The sequence below is a fragment of the Pseudomonas sp. S1(2024) genome, assembly GCF_046557535.1.
In genome coordinates, this window is record NZ_JBKGFP010000047.1 from 18,162 (window position 1) to 37,264 (window position 19,103).

General features: G+C 64.3%; 16 protein-coding genes. 6 read left to right on the plus strand and 10 right to left on the minus strand.

Translation table 11 applies throughout. From position 1 onward, the window contains the following. Positions 1-9 precede the first annotated feature (9 nt). Entirely contained in the window at positions 10-1,209 is a 1,200-nt protein-coding gene (locus tag ACLCGK_RS12960) for an efflux RND transporter periplasmic adaptor subunit (RefSeq protein ID WP_410952144.1), read from the minus strand. Between the two features lie 252 nt (positions 1,210-1,461). Further along, positions 1,462-2,682 carry a TolC family protein gene (locus tag ACLCGK_RS12965; protein WP_410952145.1) on the minus strand — a complete coding sequence of 407 codons (1,221 nt, stop codon included), beginning with the start codon at positions 2,680-2,682 and terminating at the stop codon, positions 1,462-1,464. A gap of 282 nt (positions 2,683-2,964) precedes the next feature. Here ACLCGK_RS12965 and aroQ point away from each other — a divergent pair, with 282 nt between their 5' ends. Both aroQ and ACLCGK_RS12975 read left to right on the plus strand, forming a co-directional pair. Beyond that, complete coding sequence (gene aroQ, locus ACLCGK_RS12970; RefSeq protein ID WP_013971975.1) at positions 2,965-3,414, plus strand: type II 3-dehydroquinate dehydratase; 450 nt, start codon at positions 2,965-2,967, stop codon at positions 3,412-3,414. Continuing rightward, the gene (locus ACLCGK_RS12975) at positions 3,411-4,259 is read left to right on the plus strand and encodes a shikimate dehydrogenase (protein WP_015269766.1); all 849 of its coding nucleotides are present in this window, start codon (positions 3,411-3,413) and stop codon (positions 4,257-4,259) included. The genes aroQ and ACLCGK_RS12975 overlap by 4 nt, the downstream gene beginning before the upstream one ends. A 119-nt stretch (positions 4,260-4,378) precedes the next feature. Here ACLCGK_RS12975 and ACLCGK_RS12980 read toward each other — a convergent pair whose 3' ends face one another. Together ACLCGK_RS12980 and ACLCGK_RS12985 are read right to left on the minus strand one after the other, a co-directional pair. Next, positions 4,379-4,915: a thioredoxin family protein gene (locus ACLCGK_RS12980; RefSeq protein ID WP_223998088.1), complete on the minus strand. Its 537-nt coding sequence runs from the start codon at positions 4,913-4,915 to the stop codon at positions 4,379-4,381. Beyond that, a complete protein-coding gene (locus ACLCGK_RS12985) occupies positions 4,905-5,180 on the minus strand; it encodes a DUF2790 domain-containing protein (protein WP_410952146.1) in 276 nt (91 codons plus the stop codon). Before ACLCGK_RS12985 ends, ACLCGK_RS12980 begins: the two co-directional genes overlap by 11 nt. A 220-nt stretch (positions 5,181-5,400) precedes the next feature. On the opposite strand from ACLCGK_RS12985, the gene ACLCGK_RS12990 reads away from it, so the two are divergent. From ACLCGK_RS12990 to ACLCGK_RS13005, 4 genes are all read left to right on the plus strand, one after another. Further along, positions 5,401-6,141 (plus strand): response regulator, encoded by a 741-nt coding sequence (locus ACLCGK_RS12990; protein ID WP_003250463.1) that lies wholly within the window; start codon positions 5,401-5,403, stop codon positions 6,139-6,141. Beyond that, a complete protein-coding gene (locus tag ACLCGK_RS12995; protein WP_410952147.1) occupies positions 6,138-7,424 on the plus strand; it encodes a sensor histidine kinase in 1,287 nt (428 codons plus the stop codon). Before ACLCGK_RS12990 ends, ACLCGK_RS12995 begins: the two co-directional genes overlap by 4 nt. Before the next feature lie 248 nt (positions 7,425-7,672). Then, on the plus strand, positions 7,673-8,290 hold the full coding sequence (locus ACLCGK_RS13000; protein ID WP_025338500.1) for a ferric reductase-like transmembrane domain-containing protein: 618 nt from the start codon (positions 7,673-7,675) through the stop codon (positions 8,288-8,290). A 14-nt stretch (positions 8,291-8,304) separates the two neighbouring features. Next, the gene (locus tag ACLCGK_RS13005) at positions 8,305-8,793 is read left to right on the plus strand and encodes a DoxX family protein (protein ID WP_061550506.1); all 489 of its coding nucleotides are present in this window, start codon (positions 8,305-8,307) and stop codon (positions 8,791-8,793) included. 150 nt (positions 8,794-8,943) lie between these two features. Here ACLCGK_RS13005 and ACLCGK_RS13010 read toward each other — a convergent pair whose 3' ends face one another. The 6 genes from ACLCGK_RS13010 to ACLCGK_RS13035 form a co-directional block, all read right to left on the minus strand. Then, entirely contained in the window at positions 8,944-9,642 is a 699-nt protein-coding gene (locus tag ACLCGK_RS13010; RefSeq protein ID WP_367069919.1) for a DUF2063 domain-containing protein, read from the minus strand. Beyond that, entirely contained in the window at positions 9,635-10,483 is an 849-nt protein-coding gene (locus ACLCGK_RS13015; protein WP_410952148.1) for a DUF692 domain-containing protein, read from the minus strand. Before ACLCGK_RS13015 ends, ACLCGK_RS13010 begins: the two co-directional genes overlap by 8 nt. A gap of 76 nt (positions 10,484-10,559) precedes the next feature. Beyond that, positions 10,560-11,051, minus strand: a complete 492-nt coding sequence (locus ACLCGK_RS13020) for a hypothetical protein (RefSeq protein WP_013971966.1) — start codon at positions 11,049-11,051, stop codon at positions 10,560-10,562. Between the two features lie 163 nt (positions 11,052-11,214). Then, entirely contained in the window at positions 11,215-11,769 is a 555-nt protein-coding gene (locus tag ACLCGK_RS13025; RefSeq protein WP_015269758.1) for a DUF4174 domain-containing protein, read from the minus strand. A 199-nt stretch (positions 11,770-11,968) separates the two neighbouring features. Then, a complete protein-coding gene (locus tag ACLCGK_RS13030; RefSeq protein ID WP_410952149.1) occupies positions 11,969-16,456 on the minus strand; it encodes an NEL-type E3 ubiquitin ligase domain-containing protein in 4,488 nt (1,495 codons plus the stop codon). Between the two features lie 81 nt (positions 16,457-16,537). Next, on the minus strand, positions 16,538-18,898 hold the full coding sequence (locus ACLCGK_RS13035) for a DNA polymerase II (protein WP_410952150.1): 2,361 nt from the start codon (positions 18,896-18,898) through the stop codon (positions 16,538-16,540). Positions 18,899-19,103 lie beyond the last annotated feature (205 nt).

Genomic DNA, 19,103 nt, shown 5'->3' on the forward strand with positions numbered 1-19,103 from the left:
TCCCCGTGATCAATGGCTGTGCTCGGCCGAGCCCTTGCCCAGCTCGGACTTGAGGACAAAGCTGCCGGCAGCGGCCACCTGGGTTCCGGCGGCAAGGCCGGTGGTGATTTCCACCAGGCCGGCGTCGCGGCGACCGGCCTTCACCGGGCGGGCCTCGAAGCCTTCCTCGGTACGGGCAAACACCACGGTCTGCTCTTCCCAGGATTGCAATGCGCTTTCTGGTACCACCACGGCGGCGTTGAAGCGTTCGACGCTGACCGCGACGTTGACGAATAACCCGGGGCGCCAGGCGCCGTTGGGGTTGGCCAGCGTGGCGCGGACAGTGGCGGCACGGTTCTGCTCGCCGAGCAGGCTGCCGACGTAGTTGACCTTGCCCTCGACCCGGGCACCCAGGTCCGGCGCGCTGACCGTGACATTGCGGCCGGTGGTCACCTTGTCCAGGTCGCGCGGGGCGACGGCGAAGGTGGCCCAGACCCGGCTCAGGTCAGACAGGGTGAAGGCATTGCTGGTCTCATCGACCACCTCACCCACGGTCAGGTGCTTTTCCACCACCACTGCATCGAACGGCGCGCGCAGTTCATAGCGGTTGCCGGCACCGGCCGGGCCCACGGCGGCGACCTTCTGCCGGGCGTTGGCCAAGGCAATCTCTGCTTCCTGCAACGCCTGACGGGCCTGCAGGTAATCCTGCTCGGCGCTGATCCGCTCCTGCCACAGCTGCTGTTCGCGCTGGAAGGTCAGGCGCGCCAGTTCCAGGCGGCGCTGGGCAGCCTGTTGTTCGCTGCGCAGCTCGGAAATCTGCTGGCTGGCGATTACCGCCAGCACCTGACCACGCTTGACCGCCTGGCCCAGTTCGGCTTGCACCGACTCGACCACACCGGGCACGCGTGGCACGACGTGGGCAGTGCGATCCTCGTCGAAGCGGATTTCACCCGGGAAGCTGATGGCGGTGCCCAGTTCACGAGGGCCGGCATCGGCCAGTTGCACACCGGCAGCTTCGATCTGGGCGATGGACAGGTGCAGCTTGCCCGCCTCTTCTTCGTGACCTTCGCCGGCCTGTTCCTCGCCGTGGCCGTGGGTGTCTTCGCCGTGGTCGTCGTGCCGGGCTTCAGTGCTCGATGCGTTGCCGAGGTTGCCGGTCCAGGCTAGGCCACCGAGGCCAAGCGCGGCAATGGCCACGGCCAGGAGGGCGATCTTGCGTGGGTTGTTCATTGTTGCTCCTGCTGTTGAATGCAAAGGTCTTGCGCTGATGCCATCGCCTGTAGGAGCGGGGGGGGGGGGGGGGGGGGGGGGGGGGGGGGGGGGGGGGGGGGGGGGGGGGGGGGGGGGGGGGGGGGGGGGGGGGGGGGGGGGGGGGGGGGGGGGGGGGGGGGGAGGGAGGGCCGCAGAGCGGCCCCGGCAATGTATGCATGCCGTCGAGAACCTGGGGCCGCTTTGCGGCCCGATCGCGACACAAGGCCGCTCCTACAGTGAACCGAGGTCGCCATAGATCCGCTCGACCTGCGCCCGCGCGTCGGTCGCCGAGGCCAGCGCCTCGAGGTACAGCCCGCGTGCCTCGATCAGCGTGCGCTGGGCGTCGAGTACATCGAGAAAGGCGAACTTGCCCATTTCGAAACCGCGTGTGGCGGTGTCCACGGCCTGCTGGGCAGAAGGCAGGATGGTGCGGTCATAGGCCTGCACTTCCTGCATGGCCGTGGTCCACTGGCTGACAGCGCTGCGGGTTTCACTGCGCAGGCGCAGCTCCACGGCGTTGCGCAGGTCACGCGCCTGGTCGGCACGGCGGGCCGCGGCCAGCACGTTGCCCTGGTTGCGGTCGAACAGCGGCAAGGGCATCGACAGGCCCACCACATTGACCCGCTCGCGGTCTTCGCGGCTGTACTGGCTGCCAAGGCTGACGGTGAGGTTGGGAATACGCAGGGCCTTTTCCGATCCCAGGGACGCTTCGCCGCGCTCGACCTGGGCGGCGGCCAGGCGCCATTCGGCCGTTTGCTCGACCTGGTCGAGCAGGGCATCGGCGCTGGGTGCATCACCGGGGGACAGGTTGGTTGCCTGCAACTGGTCGAAGCTTGCCAGCGGGCTGCCGGTCAACCGTGCCAGGGCCTGGTAGGCCACACTGCGCTGGGTTTGCGCACGGCGCACTTCAGCCTGGGCCTGGGCCAACTGCACCTGGGCCCGGGTGGCCTCAACGGGCGATGACTGGCCAGCGGTCACCCGCCCCTGCACCACTCGCAGCCCACGCTCGGTCAACGCCTGCGATTGCTGCGCCAAATCCAGCGCGGTCTGTGCGCGCAGGGCCGCGTGGAAGGCCTGTATCACATCGGCGCGCAGGCCGTTGCGCTGGCGTTCCAGGTCCAGCTGGGCAATGGCCTGGCCAGCACCGGCGACGGCGATGCGTGCGCCGCGCTTGCCGCCCAACTCCAGCGGTTGGCTGAGGGTGACAGTGGTGGTGCTGGTGTCACGGCGGGTGTCCTCGACCTCCCAGGACAGCTCCGGGTTGGGGATCAGCCCGGCCTGGCGCCGTTCGCCATCGGCAATGCCGATTTCCCGTCCGGCTGCGGCCAGCTCCGGGTTCTGAGCAAAGGCGGCGTCTAGCGCCTGGGGCAGGCTCAGGCTCTGGCTGGCCTGGGCAGTGCCGGCGCCAGCCAGCAACAGGCAGAGCAAGGCGGTCTTGCGGGGGATGGGCACGAAACAGTCCTCGTCGGCGAGATTTGCCGAGGGACTGTAGAAAGCCGCGCTTATCGGGGCGGTGGCGGGAAAATTACAATTTTGTAATCAAGCTGCAGGCGACAAAGCTGGAGCCCTATGGAGTTCCTGTGGGAGCTGGCTTGCCGGCGATAGGGCCGGTACAGGCGATATCAAGTTCGATAATCGCCCACTTTCCCGGAACAGCGGTTTAGTCCAATTGACTAAACTAACCAGGCGGTACAAAACTAGGAAGCATCCAACAACAACAAAGCGATGCCCGTCATGAAGCCCCTCATTCTCGTGCTCAACGGCCCCAACCTGAACATGCTGGGCACCCGCGAGCCTGCCCAATATGGCCACGAAACCCTCGCCGACCTGGCCCAGGGTTGTGCCGACACCGCCCATTCCCTCGGCCTGGAAATCGAATTCCGCCAAACCAACCACGAAGGCGAACTGATCGACTGGATCCATGCCGCCCGTGGCCGCTGCGCCGGCATCGTGATCAACCCCGGCGCCTGGACCCACACCTCGGTGGCCATCCGCGATGCCCTGGTGGCCGGCGAAGTGCCGGTTATCGAAGTGCACCTGTCCAACGTGCACAAGCGCGAACCGTTCCGTCACCTGTCGTTCATATCGTCCATCGCCGTCGGGGTCATCTGCGGCCTGGGCAGCCATGGCTATCGCATGGCCATCAGCCACTTTGCCGAAATGTTGCAGGAGCGCAGCGCATGAGCCAGCAAGCCATCCTCGCCGGCCTGATCGGCCGTGGCATCCAGCTGTCGCGCACCCCTGCCCTGCACGAACACGAAGGTGATGCCCAGGCGCTGCGCTACCTGTACCGGCTGATCGATGCCGACCAGTTGCAACTGGACGACAGCGCCCTGCCCGGCTTGCTCGACGCTGCCCAGCACACCGGTTTCACCGGGCTAAACATCACCTACCCGTTCAAGCAGGCGATCCTGCCGCTGCTCGACGAACTGTCGGACGAAGCCCGCGGCATCGGTGCGGTGAACACCGTGGTGCTCAAGGACGGCAAGCGGGTCGGCCACAACACCGACTGCCTGGGCTTTGCCGAAGGCTTGCGCCGTGGCCTGCCGGATGTGGCACGGCGCCAGGTGGTGCAGATGGGTGCCGGTGGCGCAGGTTCGGCCGTGGCCCATGCCCTGCTGGGTGAAGGGGTCGAGCGGCTGGTACTGTTCGAAGTGGACGTGGCCCGTGCACAGGCCCTGGTGGACAACCTGAATGCCCATTTCGGTGCCGGGCGCGCCGTTGTCGGCACCGACCTGGCCACGGCCCTGGCCGAGGCGGACGGGCTGGTCAACACCACGCCGGTGGGCATGGCCAAGCTGCCGGGCACGCCGCTGCCGGTGGAGCTGCTGCATGCTCGCCTGTGGGTGGCGGAGATCATCTACTTCCCGCTGGAGACCGAACTGCTGCGCGCCGCCCGGGCACTGGGCTGCCGCACCCTGGATGGCAGCAACATGGCCGTGTTCCAGGCGGTGAAGGCGTTCGAGCTGTTCAGCGGGCGCCAGGCGGACGCGGCGCGGATGCAGGCGCACTTTGCCAGTTTCACCTGACAGACAGGTGTCGGCTTCTTCGCGGGCTTTCCCGCTCCCACAGGTACTGCGCAAATTTCACTGATTACGCAAATCCCTGTGGGAGCGGGCAAGCCCGCGAAGAGGCCGGCACAGACAACTCACCCTTTCTCATCCAGCAACGCCTGTATCACCTGCTCCTGCCCACCATAATCCCCCTCGCCAAAGTGCACATGGCGCACCTGCCCCTTGCGGTCGACAAAGTAGTGTGCCGGCCAGAACTGGTTGCCCCAGGCATTCCACACCTTGTAGTCGTTATCCACCGCCACCGGGTAAGCGATCCCCAGCCTGGCTACCTTGTCACGCAAGGTGCCTACATCGTGCTCGTAGTCATACTCCGGGGTGTGCACGCCGACCACCACCAGGCCCTGGTCGGCATAGCGCCGCGCCCATTCGTTCACATGCGGCAGGCTGCGCCGGCAGTTGATGCAGTCCCAGGTCCAGAAGTCCACCAGCACCACCTTGCCCTTGAGCCCGGGGCCATCCAGCGGCGCCGAGTTAAGCCACTGGCTGGCGCCGGACAGCGACGGCATGGCACCGTAGCTGTCGCGGGCCATCAGGTGCCCGCCCAGACCCAGGCCGGCCAGCGCCAGGGCAATGCCGCCAACCTTCAACAACAAGCGGCGATCAATTCTCATGGCAACCGCCGGTGGCATAGGTGCGGTACTGCACGCTCTGCCGCTGGCCCTTGGAGTCGAGGTAGTCCATGCGGGTGTTCACCAGGCCGCAGGCGTCGCTCTGGTCATCCTGTATCGACAGCACTTTCTTCACATCCAGGTGGTCACCGTAGCGGTACTGCATGACCCCGGTGTCGTCCATCGGCATGGTGGAGGCGTGGGCGGCAATGGCGCCGAAGCTGAGCACGGCAAGCAGGCTGGCACGGGCGAAGGTATTGAAGTTCATGGCATCTCTCCTGTGTAACGCTTGAGGGTGGGGAGTTGCGCTCCCCGGTCGAGAGCCATTTCACGCCGGCCAGGTATCCCGTATGTGTCGCCCGAAGCTGTGATGTGCTTCCTCCTGTGTCTGTACGCATGGCAGATACACTGCAATACAAACCCCCGCAGGCAAGCGCCAACGCGCTCGGTACACTGCGCCCATCCCCTCTTGCACAGGAACGCAGCGCATGGAACACGTCGATCACATCCTGATCGTCGACGACGACCGCGAAATCCGCGAACTGGTCGGCAACTACCTGAAGAAGAACGGCCTGCGCACCAGCATCGTCGCCGACGGCCGGCAGATGCGCGCCTTTCTCGAAGCCAACAGCGTCGACCTGATCGTCCTGGACATCATGATGCCCGGCGACGACGGCCTGCTGTTGTGCCGCGAGCTGCGCGCCGGCAAGCACCGCAACACCCCGGTGCTGATGCTGACCGCCCGCAACGACGAAACCGACCGCATCATCGGCCTGGAAATGGGCGCCGACGATTACCTGACCAAGCCGTTCTCGGCCCGCGAACTGCTGGCCCGCATCAACGCCGTGCTGCGCCGCACGCGCATGCTGCCGCCCAACCTGACCATCAGCGAAAGCAGCCGCCTGCTCGGCTTCGGCCAGTGGCGGCTGGACACCACCGCGCGCCACCTGCTCGACAGCGAAGGCACCCTGGTAGCCCTGAGCGGTGCCGAATACCGCCTGCTGCGGGTGTTTCTCGACCACCCGCAGCGGGTGCTCAGCCGTGAGCAGTTGCTCAACCTGACCCAGGGCCGCGAAGCCGACATCTTCGACCGCTCCATCGACCTGCTGGTCAGCCGCCTGCGCCAGCGCCTGGGTGACGACGCCCGCGAACCCAGCTGCATCAAGACCGTGCGCAGCGAGGGCTACGTGTTCTCGCTGCCGGTGCAACTGCTCGAGTCGCCATCATGAAGTGGCCACGTACCCTGGCCTCGCGCCTGGCACTGATCTTCTTCACCGGCCTGGTGCTGGCCTACGGCCTGTCGTTCGGCCTGCAGGCCTACGAGCGCTACATCAGCAGCCGCTCGATGATGCTCAGCACCCTGGAGCAGGACGTGGCCACCTCGGTGGCCATCCTCGACCGCCTGCCCGCGGCCGAGCGCCCCGCCTGGCTGCCGCGTCTGGAGCGGCGTACCTACCGCTACCGGCTGGACCAGGGCCTGGCGGGCGAAGCCATGCCGACCAGCGACCCGCCCATGGCCGCGGACTCGATCGTCAAGGCCATTGGCGCCGACTATCGCCTTTCCTTCCAGGAAATCCCCGGCCCGAATGCGCACTTCCAGGCCCACCTGACCCTCGCCGATGGCGCTCCGCTGACCATCGACGTAACCCCGTCGCCGCTCCCGGTGGCACGTTGGCTGCCCGTGGTGCTGCTGATCCAGTTGGCCGTGCTGTTGCTGTGCACCTGGCTGGCGGTACGCCTGGCGATCGGCCCGCTGACCCGCCTGGCCCGCGCGGTGGACAATCTCGACCCGGACAAGCCTGGCGTGCAGCTGGATGAAAGCGGCCCGCGCGAGGTGCGCTACGCCGCCGTGGCCTTCAACGCCCTGCAGGCGCGCATCGCTGCCTACCTCAAAGAACGCATGCAGTTGCTGGCGGCCATTTCCCACGACCTGCAAACACCGATCACGCGCATGAAACTGCGTGTCGAAGTGATGGACGAAGGGGTGGAAAAGGACAAGCTGTGGAGCGACCTGGGTGAAATGGAACACCTGGTGCGCGAAGGCGTGGCCTATGCCCGTAGTATGGACACCAGCACCGAAGCACCGTGCCGGGTCAACCTCGATGCCTTTCTCGACAGCCTGGTGTTCGACTACCAGGACAGTGGCGCCCAGGTGCAGCGCCATGGCAGTAGCGGCAGCCTGCTGGAAACCCGCCCGCATGCCCTGCGCCGAGTGCTGGTGAACCTGGTGGACAACGCCCTCAAGTTTGCCGGTGCTGCCGAGCTGGAGGTGTGCCGCGAGGGCGACAGGACCGTGATCCGCGTGCTCGACAACGGGCCGGGCATACCCGGTGGCGAACTGGATGAAGTGCTCAAGCCGTTCTATCGCGTGGAAGGTTCACGCAACCGCAGCACCGGCGGCACCGGGCTGGGGTTGGCGATTGCCCATCAGCTGATCCAGGCCATGGGTGGCCGACTGACCCTGAGCAACCGCGCAGGCGGCGGGCTGTGCGCGCAGATCGAGCTGAAGTAAGGCAATCTCAGGTAGGAGCGGCCTTGTGTCGCGATCGGGCCGCAAAGCGGCCCCGGCAATTCATGCGGCGAAGCTGAAAACCTGGGGCTGCTTCGCAGCCCATCGCGACACAAGGCCGCTCCTACAGGGACTGCGGCGCTTGAGCGACTTCTACAATCCGATACACAACCCCACCACCGCCGACACACTGCAGATACCCCACCCCGACACACTCCCGGTCACACAACCACACCCCGGGAGCCTCCCTGATGAAACCCCTCACCCTTCCCTCCGGCTGGAAGCTGTTCGCCACGCTCGCCGGCCTGACCCTGGCGATGACCGCCGTGGTCCTGGCCAGCCAACCTGATCCGGACGGCCTGCGCAGCGCGATCCGTGCCACCGCGCGCAGCTCCTTCGCGCTATTCCTGCTGGCCTTTCTGGCCTCGTCGCTGGTGACCTTGCTGCCTGGCACCAGCAGTCGCCGCATCCTCCAGGAACGGCGCTATCTGGGGTTGGCATTCGCCTTTTCCCACACCGTGCACGGCGTACTGATCTACCGCTATGCCCAGCAATTCCCCGAGCTGTTCTGGGCCGGCCGCACGCTCACTTCCAGCCTGCCCGGCACCCTCGGCTACCTGTTCCTGCTGCTGCTCACCATCACCTCGTTCAAGGCCCCGATGCGCCTGTTGGGTGGCCGTGCCTGGCAGGCCCTGCACAGCACCGGCATGTGGGTACTGGCCGCGGTGTTCTGCCTGTCGTTCTACAAACGCATCCCCATGGGCGGCTGGTACCCGCTGGCGTTCGCCCTGATGTTCAGCGCCATCGCCGTCAAGCTCACCGCCAAGCTGGCCCGTCAGCAACGCCGTAACGCCCGTGCCCTTTCCTGAAGAGAGAAACCAGCATGACCACCTTGACCCGCACCCTGACCACCTTCGACCGCTTCGGTACCTGGAGCGCCGACCTGCCGTTGCGGCTGTTTCTGGCCTGGGAGTTTTTTGAATCCGGCTGGGAGAAATTCAATGGCAGCAACTGGTTCGCCGACCTGCAGGCGAACTTCCCGTTCCCCTTCAACCTGCTGCCTGCAGAGCTGAACTGGCAGCTGTCGATGTGGGCGGAGCTGATCCTGCCGTTACTGCTATTGTTGGGGCTGGGTACCCGGCTGGCCTCGTTGGGGCTGATGGTGGTGACCGTGGTGGCGATTGCCGCGGTGCATTGGCCGGCGCACTGGTCGAGCCTGGCCGAACTGGCCCAAGGTTATGCCATTACCGACCAGGGCTTTGGCAATTACAAGCTGCCGCTGATCTACCTGGTGGCGTTGCTGCCACTGCTGCTGAAAGGGGCTGGGCGGTTGAGCCTGGATCATTGGCTCAGAGGGCGGTTCTGCAGGTGATATCGCCGGGGCTGCGTTGCAGCCCATCGCCGGCAAGCCAGCTCCCACAGGTACTGCGCAAGATTCTGGGCATGCGCTGTACCTGTGGGAGCTGGCTTGTCGTGGCGACGAACCGCGGCGATGGGGCGCAAAGCGCCCCAATACCACAATTCAACATGTACCGATGATGACCCCCTGCTCGCGCAGCCCCTCCAGCAACGCCAGCCCCTCCTCCACAGCACCGCCCAACGCCTGCAACCGCGCCCGCCCACTGCCCTGTTCCAGCGCCAGCAACCGGTACGCCAGCGGCGCCAGGCGCGCGAAGCGCACCTTCAGCCCCGCATCGCGATAAACCAGCAACAAGGTCGGCGCCTCTGGCGCGACCGCTGGCTGGTAATCCGCCCCGATCCGCTCCACCGGCCAGCGATAGGCCAGCACCCGCGCCACACACGACAACAGTGGCTCCCCTTCCAGCAGGTCGCCTGCCGGGTCATGGGCCGGGTCCTGCGCATCGCTCAGATACAACTGCGCCTCGACCCACTCATAGTGCGCCAGCTCCAGCTGCCAGGGCGCATCCAGCTCGACACCCTGCAGGTAGTCGACGAACGCTTCGGCAATCTCGGTGAACAACGGTGTTTGGCTGCGATAGTTGGCATAGAAATCTCGCACTCGGGCATGCCAGCGCGGTTCACCCAACGCCTGGCGCATCACCGGAAAACTGCCGGCCAGCAAACCTTCGATAGCACCATAGAACAGCTCGCGGTAAACCTTCAGGCGCCGGGCCTCCACGCCCGGCGGCGGCGCATGGCGCTGCGGGTCACGCAGGTGTCGGGCCAAGGTGTACTGCTGCTCACGCAAGGTCTCATTCATTTGCATGCCCTCCCGCAGCACGCTGCACAGTGCGGATGCGCGCCGTTTCGGCGAGCAGTTCGACCAGCGGCGGGTAGTTGAAATCACGCTCGAGCACGGTGGGTTGCACACCGAAACGCGCACAGGCGACCGCGTACAGCGCCCACACATCCTCCTTCACCGCAGCCCCATGGGTGTCTACCTTGAGGTCCGGCGCTTCATCGTAATGGCCAGCCACGTGCATGCCGGTCACCCGCGCCTGGGGCAAGCCCGCCAGGAATTCGCGGGCGTCGTAACCGTGGTTGCAGGCGTTGACGAATACGTTGTTGACGTCCAGCAGCAGGTCGCAGTCGGCCTCCTCGAGGACCGCACGGATGAAATCGAGTTCGCTCATCGCCTGGTACGGCGCCGCGTAGTAGCTGATGTTTTCCACGGCAATACGCCGCTCCAGGTGTTCCTGGGCCTGGCGAATCCGCGCGGCCACATGGTGCACCGCTTCGTCGGTGAACGGAATGGGCATCAGGTCATACAGGTGCCCGTCATCACTGCAGTAGCTCAGGTGCTCGCTGTACAGGCGCACCTGGTGGCGATCGAGAAACTGGCGGGTCTGGCCAAGGAAATGGCGGTCCAGCGGCTCGCTGCCACCCAGCGACAACGACAGCCCGTGGCAGGTAATGGCAAAACGCTCGGCCAACTGCGCCAGGCCCTTGCCATAGGCACCACCCACGGCAATCCAGTTTTCCGGTGCGCATTCCAGGAAGTCCACGGCGCCAGCCTCCATGGCCAGCAGTTCCGGCAACAGGCCGCGGCGCAGGCCAAGCCCGGTCTGTAACGGTGCAGGGGGCAAAGATGTGGGGTGCATGAACAGGTCTCCGCAACAGGCACAACGCCCCGCCTGACCAGCAGGAGGGGCGTTGCGCGGTTCATGGGGCAGAAGGTCAGGACTTGCCGGTCAGGTGGCTGAACAAGCCTTCGGGCATGGCCTTGCCGTTAGCCTGGTAGATCGCCTTGAGGTGATCCGCCGCCTCCTGTTCGGAGATGAAGCCATCATGGTTGCTGTCGATCTTGTCGAAGTCGCCGGCACGGTCCTTGGCCACCGCCAGGAACTCGTCGCGCGAGACCTTGCCGTCGTGGTTGCTGTCGGTCTTGGCGAACGAGGCATCACCACACTTGCCCTCGCCACACTTGCCTTCGGCCCCGGCCTTGGCGCTGGCGCCGCACTTGCCCTCACCGCATTTGCCTTCGCCTTGGGTGGCCTTTGCGCTGCCACCACATTTGCCTTCACCACACTTGCCCTCGCCTGCCACCTTGGCCGAAGCCAGCTGGTAACCCTGGGCCAACGGCTCGACGGCAAAAGCGCTGCTGCTCAAAGCCATGCTGCCGATCAGGGCAGCGCCGAGCAGGCCGAGGGTGTTTCGTACTTGAGTCATGGTGTCGCTCCACTGTGGTTGGAATGTGGAGCCATTAGGCCGTTGCGGTATGTCGTGGATGTATCGCGCGGGGTGCGGTTTTGTATGGGAATGGGTCTGCGGCGTGGGCAGATACAGTGGGATACACAACGGCCCCAAGGTGCCTCGGGGCCGTCGTGCAGGGTCAGTCTTCCAGCGGCTTGGGTGGCGCGGCCGGTTTGGCGGGTTTGGCGGGCTTGCTGTCCTTGGCCTTGGCTTCCGGTGCCGCTGCAGCCACAGGTTCGGGCGCCGTCATGGCTTTTTCGCTGGCAGGCAGCTCATCGACCGCCTTGAAAATAACCTGCGGGTCAATGGCCCCGCCCTCCTCATCGTCCTTGAGCATGTGCCGTTCACCGTCCTTGCCCACCAGGATCACCTTGGTGCCTTTGCTGGCACCCAGCTTCAACTCGCGGATCAAGGCCATGGTAGTCTGCTGCTCCAGGTTCTTGTCCTCACGCTTGCCCATCATGTTGGCAACGCTGTAGAGCACCAGGTTTCGCTCCTTGAAGGCGGCCTGGGTGGCCGGATCCTTGAGAGCCTCGTTCAACCCACGCAACGTCGGGTCGGCGCTGCTGGGCGCAATGACGACCAAGGGCCTGGCCTTGCCCAGTTCCTTGGCCAGCGGCGCGTCACTGTCGGCAGCAAACACAGGGCCGACGAGCGCGAGCAAGGTGGCGAGGGTCAGTGACCGGACGAGCATGCGTATCTCCTTATTCTCTCGATAAACCAGAAGACTACAGATCAGGGCGAAAGATCCGACAAGCGAGCGTAAACCAGCAAAAGGCCTCCATGTTTGAATGAACAGTAACCGGCGGTTACCAAGTGCGGTCGCTCCCCGTCCCGAGCCCGAAAAAGTACCTCTATCACTTGTAGCTTGAGCATAGTCCAATGCGCCCTGGTCATACCGGCCGTTGCAGAGCCTCGAAGGTCAGTTGAAGCTCGGTCTTCTCAGTCCAAAGCCTGATTTCCGCCATCAACCTGGCGGCGTCTTCGGCATCTGCATCCTCTGCCAACTGGTTCTGAAAACTGGCCGGCACTTCCAGTTCGCGCACGTAGCGTTTCTCGAGATAATTTCTCCAGAACGGTTGCTGGACCATCCACACTGCCACCGATTGGTCTGTCTCGTTACGCCTGACCTGATCACCCGCGCGCATCACCGAAGCGTCATCCAGGTCCGGGATGCCCGCGTGTAGCATGCTCCGCGCGTTGCCAGGCAGGCCCAGGTCCTCGCGCAAGCGGATCGAGTAGGCCAGCGCCCATTCGATCGACTCATTGCCCGCACCTGCAGCCTCAGCCTCGCGCAAGGCGATGAAGTCAACCTCCTGCTGCCTCCACAACTGCCGCGCCAGTTTCACCAGGGCTTGTTCCTGGCTGCCAGAAGGAGCGGCCTGCTCGGTTTCCCACACAAGGCATCGGATTTCAAGCTGCTGGAAGACCACCGTGGCATTGTCGGCGCAGTTCTCGACCAGTGCATTGGCGAAAATTTCATTGGCCAGTGCTGCTGAGCTGTCCACCTTTTCCATCATGGTCAAAACGCGTGCAGCCAGCATTTCCCCATATCGAGGATGGGTGAAGTCTTGCGAGCGCGTAAGCTGTTTCAGCAGTTGCATGAAGTTCGTCACCCCATCCATTTGCTCAACAGTGGCCCACAGGTTACCCAGATCTTCGCGTCTATCACCGTCCAGGCGGTCCACCCAGCGAAACTTGTGAGGGACTGAACTGTCCTCCGGAATGTTCCAGGCCTCCTGCACATCTTCAGCCTGGTGCAGCAGCACAGGATTGCCTGACAGCGCCACGTAGCCGTCCCGCCACAACGGGGACTGGATGAAGTTAGGGGGCAACAGAGTGATGAAATTGTTGGAAGCATCGAGCATGTACAACGTCTGACTTTCCGTAATGCCCTGGGGCAGCAATACCAACCCGGCATTGCGCAAACGCAGTTCGGCCAACTGGTTCATCTGCGCCACAGAAAATGCAATGTTCAAACGGTTGTCCGAAAGGTTCAGGTAACGTAACTGGCGGCAGTCCGCCAGCACTTGAGCCTGAGGCAAGTCCAGCGAGATGCGATTGCCGGACAAGTCGAGTATGCGCAAGTCATTGAGCAACGACAGGCTCGCTGGCAGACGTTGCAACTGGTTGTAGCTCAGTTCCAGCGAGGTCAGATTGGGGAATGAAAGCAGGAATTGCTCTGGCACTTCTTTCAGCAACAGGCTGCGTAGGGAAAGTTCGGTAACGTGCGGGAAGCTGAAGAGTGGGCCCAATTCAGGCAATGAGCACAGGTCATACGCGCTGTACTGCCAAGTTAAAGCCAGACGTTGATGCTCAGGTGTAACTTGACCGGGCACCCGTTCCCGCCAGCATTGCATGATTGCTTTGCGAAACCGCTTGCGCTCGGCTTGTTCTCCAACCAGCAACCCTCGCCGCTCCCAGCTTTTCAGGTGCTCGCTCAACCGACGGGCCTGCTCTTCGAGCACACCGAGCTCAGTGTCGGTATCACGCCCCGAAGCATGCAATGTGGTCAGCCAGGCTTCGATCTCTTCATCACTGTACGCCGGGTAAAGGTCGCGCAGACGCGCTTCGAACGCCAGGGGTCGGGACCCAGGCCGGGCAAAGCGTCCCTGGCCACCGCCCAGCGGGTAGCCAACCCTGCCATCCTCCAGGCGCAGTGGCGCCAGCATCCATGGCTGTCGAGGGTTTTTGCCCAACACCTGGGCGAGTACCCTGCTGTGCCCGGGCATTTGCCGGGCCAACACTGCTCTCAAACCCGGGGCGTAGGGTTCAGTGATACCGAGTGCCGCATGATCGGCCGGGGCAAACGCAGCCGCCAAGGTATCGAACAGCTCGCCGGGGCCACTCAGTTCGAGGCCTAGCGCATCTTCAAGCTCGAACTGCCCGTTGTCATGCACAAGCCTGTAGTTCTGCCCGTCGCCAGCGGTAGTCATTACCGGCTGCGGGCTATCGCCATCGTACAGCCGCCAGCGCGGCCTGGCCTCCCTGACATCCAGAGTCTCCAGCAGCGTCAGCGCGACCTTGGCCTGGTCCAGGGTCTGAGGCGTTTCGATGAACAGCCCCTCGCAGGCACGCGCAACACGTATACGCAGTACGCTGAGCCTGGCCCTCTCGACCAGCCGAAACGGCACAGTGCCGGTGACCAGTGCCTGAAACTCCGCTCCTTCTGCCGACAGCCCACCCACAAGCTCGCGCGCCGCTCGGCCATGCAGGCTCGGGAATGCCTTGCGCAAGGTTGCCACCGCCGCATCGTCTGGCTCCTGCTGCCCGTCATACACCTGTTGAAACAGCTGGCGCCGCCTTGCCGAGACCTGCGCCGCCAATGCCGGCCCGTCGTGCTCGGTGACGCCAGGCAACGCCCGGGCCTTCGACAGCAACGGCGCGTCCTCCGGCATCCGCCCGAGCTTCAAATCGTCCAGCAGGGTTTGCAGCCGGCGGTCGATCAGCAGGCGCTCTACGGTATCGACCAGCTCGGCCTCAGGTGGCCGGCCGTACACATGCAGCGCCCGTAGATGGTCTGCATCCAGGGCATGGACGGCCATGGCCTGGTCAATCTGTTCATCATCCAGCCGAGCGAAACGCTCACCCAGGCGGCGGAACATCCTGTGCTTGTCTGCCCAGCGGGCAGGCTGCTCGGTCCACAGCCGCCAGGCACCGGCGTCATTGTGACGCAACAAAGGTCCATGACCACCTCGTGGTGCCAGTTGCCACTCTTCATCTGCGCGCTGGACGATTTCGTAGTTGTGGCCGTCCATGGTCATCCAGCTTCTGTCCTGGGCACGGTAGATGCCCATTGCATCGGCCACTTCCCCAGCGGGAAGTGCAGCGCTGCGAAACGGCACCAGGTCTCCATTCCAGAGTTTCTCGCGGCCGTCTTCCAGGCGCGCTGGCACCCATTGGTCCAATGCGGCCCAGGCCCGGCTCGCTTCCCGCCATACCACGGCGGTGACACCGATCACGGCCAGGTCTTTGGTCACGTTGAGCACATGCTCCATTGCGGCGCTGGTATCGCCCTCGCGCCAGTCTTCAACGGCCTGGAACAGCTCGCCCAGCAGGTCCCAGACCATTACCGCCAGCAGCAGTGCATTGAGTGCGGGGATGAACACGCCCGCCACCGTGGCCAGGGTCCAACCCTCGGCAACCAACCTTTGTTGATGAGCTTCCTGGGCCTTGCGGTCAAGGTCTGACACCGGCGTTGCAATCAGCGCAGCATCGTCCTTGATATGGGCAATGCGCGCGGCGGCAAGGTGGGCGAACAACGGCAGCGGGTAGTCCCGCATGTGCTGGTCCATTTCCCGAGTTGCCCAATCGGCGACGCCCACCAGTTCCTTGGCAACCCTGGAGAAGAACTGCTGGCTGTCGCGCCGGCGTATGAAGCGTTTGAAGAATTCCTGATAGCGCTTGTCTCGCAGACGCTGGCCCAGGACCTCGCGGGTGAAGCTTTCCAGGTCGGGGCTTGCGGTCCAGGGACCGTGGGGGTCATCGGGAATATAGACAATGATCTTGCGGCTGACTTTGTCATGAAATACATCGAGTATCACGATCTGTTGCAAATCGCAGCCGAACGCCTTGAGTTGCCGGGCCACCACTTTCGACTCGTACAGCGTGCCAGGTCTCCCGTGCTTGCATAGCTCTAGCACCAGGTCCAGTTCGGCAGCACTCAGTACTCCATCGCCTTTAGCCTTGCACGCATCGATCAGCATGACCGAGCTGTAAAGCTGGGCAAGCGTCGAAGCCATGCTGCGCCAGCCGCTTGCCTGGCTGCTCGGCGCTTTGAGCACACTGTCCAGGTGCCGTTGATAACGCTTGCCCAGATCCAGCTTGCGGCACAAGCGTGCGAAGGCTGGCGCGGTTGGTGAATCGAGCCGTCGCGACAGGCTGTCGACGATGCAGTTGTCCTTGTGCTGTTCGTTCCGCCCCTCGCCCGGCGTGAAGTTGTCCAGTGCCGCCTCGATCAGCGGTACGTCGAAATAGTCCTTTTCCACCACCGGGTAGCGCCCCCACACGGTGCCCTGGCTGGGAGCGGTGTAGGTGTACCAGCGCCTGAAATACAGGCCATCGACATTTTCCGTGGTACCGAATTCTTCCTGCATGGCGTGTTGAAGCAGCGGCTTGACGAAACGGTCGATGCCCTCGATTCGCGCAAGCTCCTTTTCCAGCCACTGTCGACAGGCCAGGCTGTCTTTCAACGCGTCACGTAAAGCAGCATGCTGCGATTCATACAGACCGTTGGCCGGGATGTTCTGCTCGGTCGGCGATACGATACGCAGTCGGCGAATCCATCTGGGCAGTCGTTTGACGATGAGGTTGTCCTGATAGGCCTGCTCCATGGCCAGCGTATCGGCGGTTGGCGGTAGTTCCTGGCTGGGTGTAGTCACGTTGTTGCGCCTCTGGCTGATCCAAAGGCCCGACACTAGACGCAGGCTTGCCAAGCGATAGGCTAGATAGGTACCACCTCTTCAGAACAGCGCCAGCTGCTGGCCTGCCAATCCTTCGAAACTGTCGCCAACGAACGGCAGAATGGCATCGGCAACCGGCTGCAGTTGGCGGCTCAGGTAATGATCGTAATCGATGGGCGCCTGCGGGTTTTCCAGCGGCTCGGGGCCCGCGGTGGTCATCAGGTAGCTGATCCAGCCGCCACGCTGGTATTGCATCGGGCGGCCAAGGTGGCGGTTGTAGTCATCGGCCAGGCGTGCCGCGCGCACGTGCGGCGGCACGTTGCGTTGATAGTCGGCCAGCGGCCGACGCAAGCGCTTGCGGTACACCAGCAATTCGTCCAGCTCACCGGCAAGCGTCTGCCGCACATAATCGCGCACGTAATCGCGGTATGGCTGGCCACGGAATATCCGCCCGTACAGCTCTTGCTGGAACTGCCGGGCCAGCGGCGACCAGTCGGTACGCACCGACTCCAGGCCCTTGTAGACCATCTGCTCGCTGCCATCGGCCCGCTGCACCAGCCCGGCGTAGCGCTTCTTGCTGCCTTCGTCCGTACCGCGGATGGTGGGCATCAGGAAGCGCCGGTAATGCACCTCGAACTGCAGCTCCAGCGCACTTTCCAGGTTCATCTGCTCGCGCAGGTGTTCGCACCACCACAGGTTGACCTCGGCCACCAGCTCACGGCCGATGCGCGCTGCAGCCTCCTCGCCGTGGGCGCCCTTGAGCCAGACGAAGGTGGAGTCGGTATCGCCATAGATCACCTCGTAGCCCCTGGCCTCGATCAGCGCGCGGGTCTGGCGCATGATCTGGTGGCCGCGCATGGTGATCGACGAAGCCAGGCGCGGGTCGAAGAAGCGGCAGCCGCTCGAACCCAACACCCCGTAGAAGGCATTCATGATGATCTTCAGCGCTTGCGACAGCGGCGCGTTGCCCTCGCGCTTGGCTGCTTCCCGGCCCTGCCATACCCGCTCGACGATGGCCGGCAGGCAATGCTCGCTACGGGAAAAACGCCCACCGCGGAAGCCTTCCACTGAGTGTTCATCGTCGGGCAGGCGCAAGCCTTCGACCAGCCCCACCGGGTCGATCAGGAAGGTACGAATGATCGACGGGTACAGGCTCTTGTAGTCCAGCACCAACACCGAGTCGTAAAGGCCCGGGCGCGAATCCATGACGAAGCCACCGGGGCTGGCTTCGTCGGGGCGGCTGCCGAGGTTGGGCGCGACGAAGCCCAGGCGGTGCATCTGCGGAATGTACAAGTGGCAGAACGCAGCCACCGAGCCACCGCTGCGGTCCACCGCAAGGCCGGTGACCGAGGCCCGCTCCAGCAGGAATTCGAGCAGGCGGGTGTGGGCGAAGATGCGTGTCACCAGCTCGCAATCCTTGAGGTTGTAGCGCGCCAGCGCCGGCTTGTCCTCGGCGAAGCGGCGGTTGATTTCATCCATGCGCTGGTACGGCGTATCGATGGCCTTGCCCTCACCGAGCAACGTCTGGGCGACACTTTCAAGGCTGAACGACGGGAAGCTCCAGGTCGCCGAGCGCAGCGCCTCGATGCCATCGATCAGCAGCCGCCCCGGGGCATCGGCGAACACGTGGCCACCACTGGCATGGCTGCGCAAGGTCATCGGCGCGCCATTGCGTCCCAGTGCCAGTGGTACCTGCAGCAGCTTGGCGTGCTCGTGCAGCAGGCGCAGGTCGAACTGGATCAGGTTCCAGCCGATGATTGCATCCGGGTCGTGCTCGGCCATCCACAGGTTGAGGCAGGCCAGTATGTCGGCGCGGTCGGCGCAATAGTGCAGGTCGAAGTCCAGGCCATCAGCCGTGCCATTGGCCGGCCCGAGCATGTACACCTGGCGCTGGCCACAGCCTTCCAGGGCAATGCTGTACAGCTCGCCCCGCTCGCTGGTCTCGATGTCCAGCGACACCAGGCGCAGCGGCGGCCGATAACCCGGCAGGGGCTTGAGCTGGGCATCGCAGAACACACTCTGGGCATCCGGTTGGCCAGTGAACTGCACCGGGGCAGTGATGAAGCGCTCCATCAGGTAGCGCTCGGGCGGGCGAATATCGGCTTCGAACACATCGATACCGGCGGTGCGCAGGCGTTGCTCCAGCTGCATCAGTTGCCGGTGCTGGCGGCAGTACAGGCCCAACACCGGGCGCTGGTCAAAGTCCTTCAGCTGCAGCGGCCGCAACTCGACACCGGCTTCGTTGGCCAGCAGCACCCGCGCGTGCGCTTCCTGCGCCTGGGGGATGAATGCCACCGATACCTGTGGCGCCAGGCGCAACTGCCGTGGCCCCTGGTCGGTGGCCAGCCAGAATTCCACGCAGGTGCCTTCGGGCGTGTCATGCCAATGTCGGGTCAGGACAAAGCCCTGCTGCAACTCCACCGCGTCGACCTCTGAATCGTTTGTTGTGCTGATTGCGGCGATTCTACCGCTGACGCACCGTCGCAGCGCATTTTTGTAGGAGAACGTCCAACCCATGGGGGTGCGCTGTCGCGCAGGTAACACCAATTGGCAAACGCGACGCGGCCACTGTGGGAGCGGGCATGCCCGCGAAGAATCCGACTCGATGGATGGCACCGGCTGCGCC

Coding starts and splice junctions, on each gene's coding strand:
- ACLCGK_RS13005 (WP_061550506.1), top strand. CDS start 8,305: ATGACCACCTTGACCCGCACCCTGACCACCTTCGACCGCTTCGGTACC.
- ACLCGK_RS12990 (WP_003250463.1), top strand. CDS start 5,401: ATGGAACACGTCGATCACATCCTGATCGTCGACGACGACCGCGAAATC.
- ACLCGK_RS12975 (WP_015269766.1), top strand. CDS start 3,411: ATGAGCCAGCAAGCCATCCTCGCCGGCCTGATCGGCCGTGGCATCCAG.
- ACLCGK_RS12985 (WP_410952146.1), bottom strand. CDS start 5,180: ATGAACTTCAATACCTTCGCCCGTGCCAGCCTGCTTGCCGTGCTCAGC.
- ACLCGK_RS12995 (WP_410952147.1), top strand. CDS start 6,138: ATGAAGTGGCCACGTACCCTGGCCTCGCGCCTGGCACTGATCTTCTTC.
- ACLCGK_RS12960 (WP_410952144.1), bottom strand. CDS start 1,209: ATGAACAACCCACGCAAGATCGCCCTCCTGGCCGTGGCCATTGCCGCG.
- ACLCGK_RS13015 (WP_410952148.1), bottom strand. CDS start 10,483: ATGCACCCCACATCTTTGCCCCCTGCACCGTTACAGACCGGGCTTGGC.
- ACLCGK_RS13000 (WP_025338500.1), top strand. CDS start 7,673: ATGAAACCCCTCACCCTTCCCTCCGGCTGGAAGCTGTTCGCCACGCTC.
- ACLCGK_RS13010 (WP_367069919.1), bottom strand. CDS start 9,642: ATGAATGAGACCTTGCGTGAGCAGCAGTACACCTTGGCCCGACACCTG.
- ACLCGK_RS12980 (WP_223998088.1), bottom strand. CDS start 4,915: ATGAGAATTGATCGCCGCTTGTTGTTGAAGGTTGGCGGCATTGCCCTG.
- ACLCGK_RS13025 (WP_015269758.1), bottom strand. CDS start 11,769: ATGCTCGTCCGGTCACTGACCCTCGCCACCTTGCTCGCGCTCGTCGGC.
- ACLCGK_RS13020 (WP_013971966.1), bottom strand. CDS start 11,051: ATGACTCAAGTACGAAACACCCTCGGCCTGCTCGGCGCTGCCCTGATC.
- aroQ (WP_013971975.1), top strand. CDS start 2,965: ATGAAGCCCCTCATTCTCGTGCTCAACGGCCCCAACCTGAACATGCTG.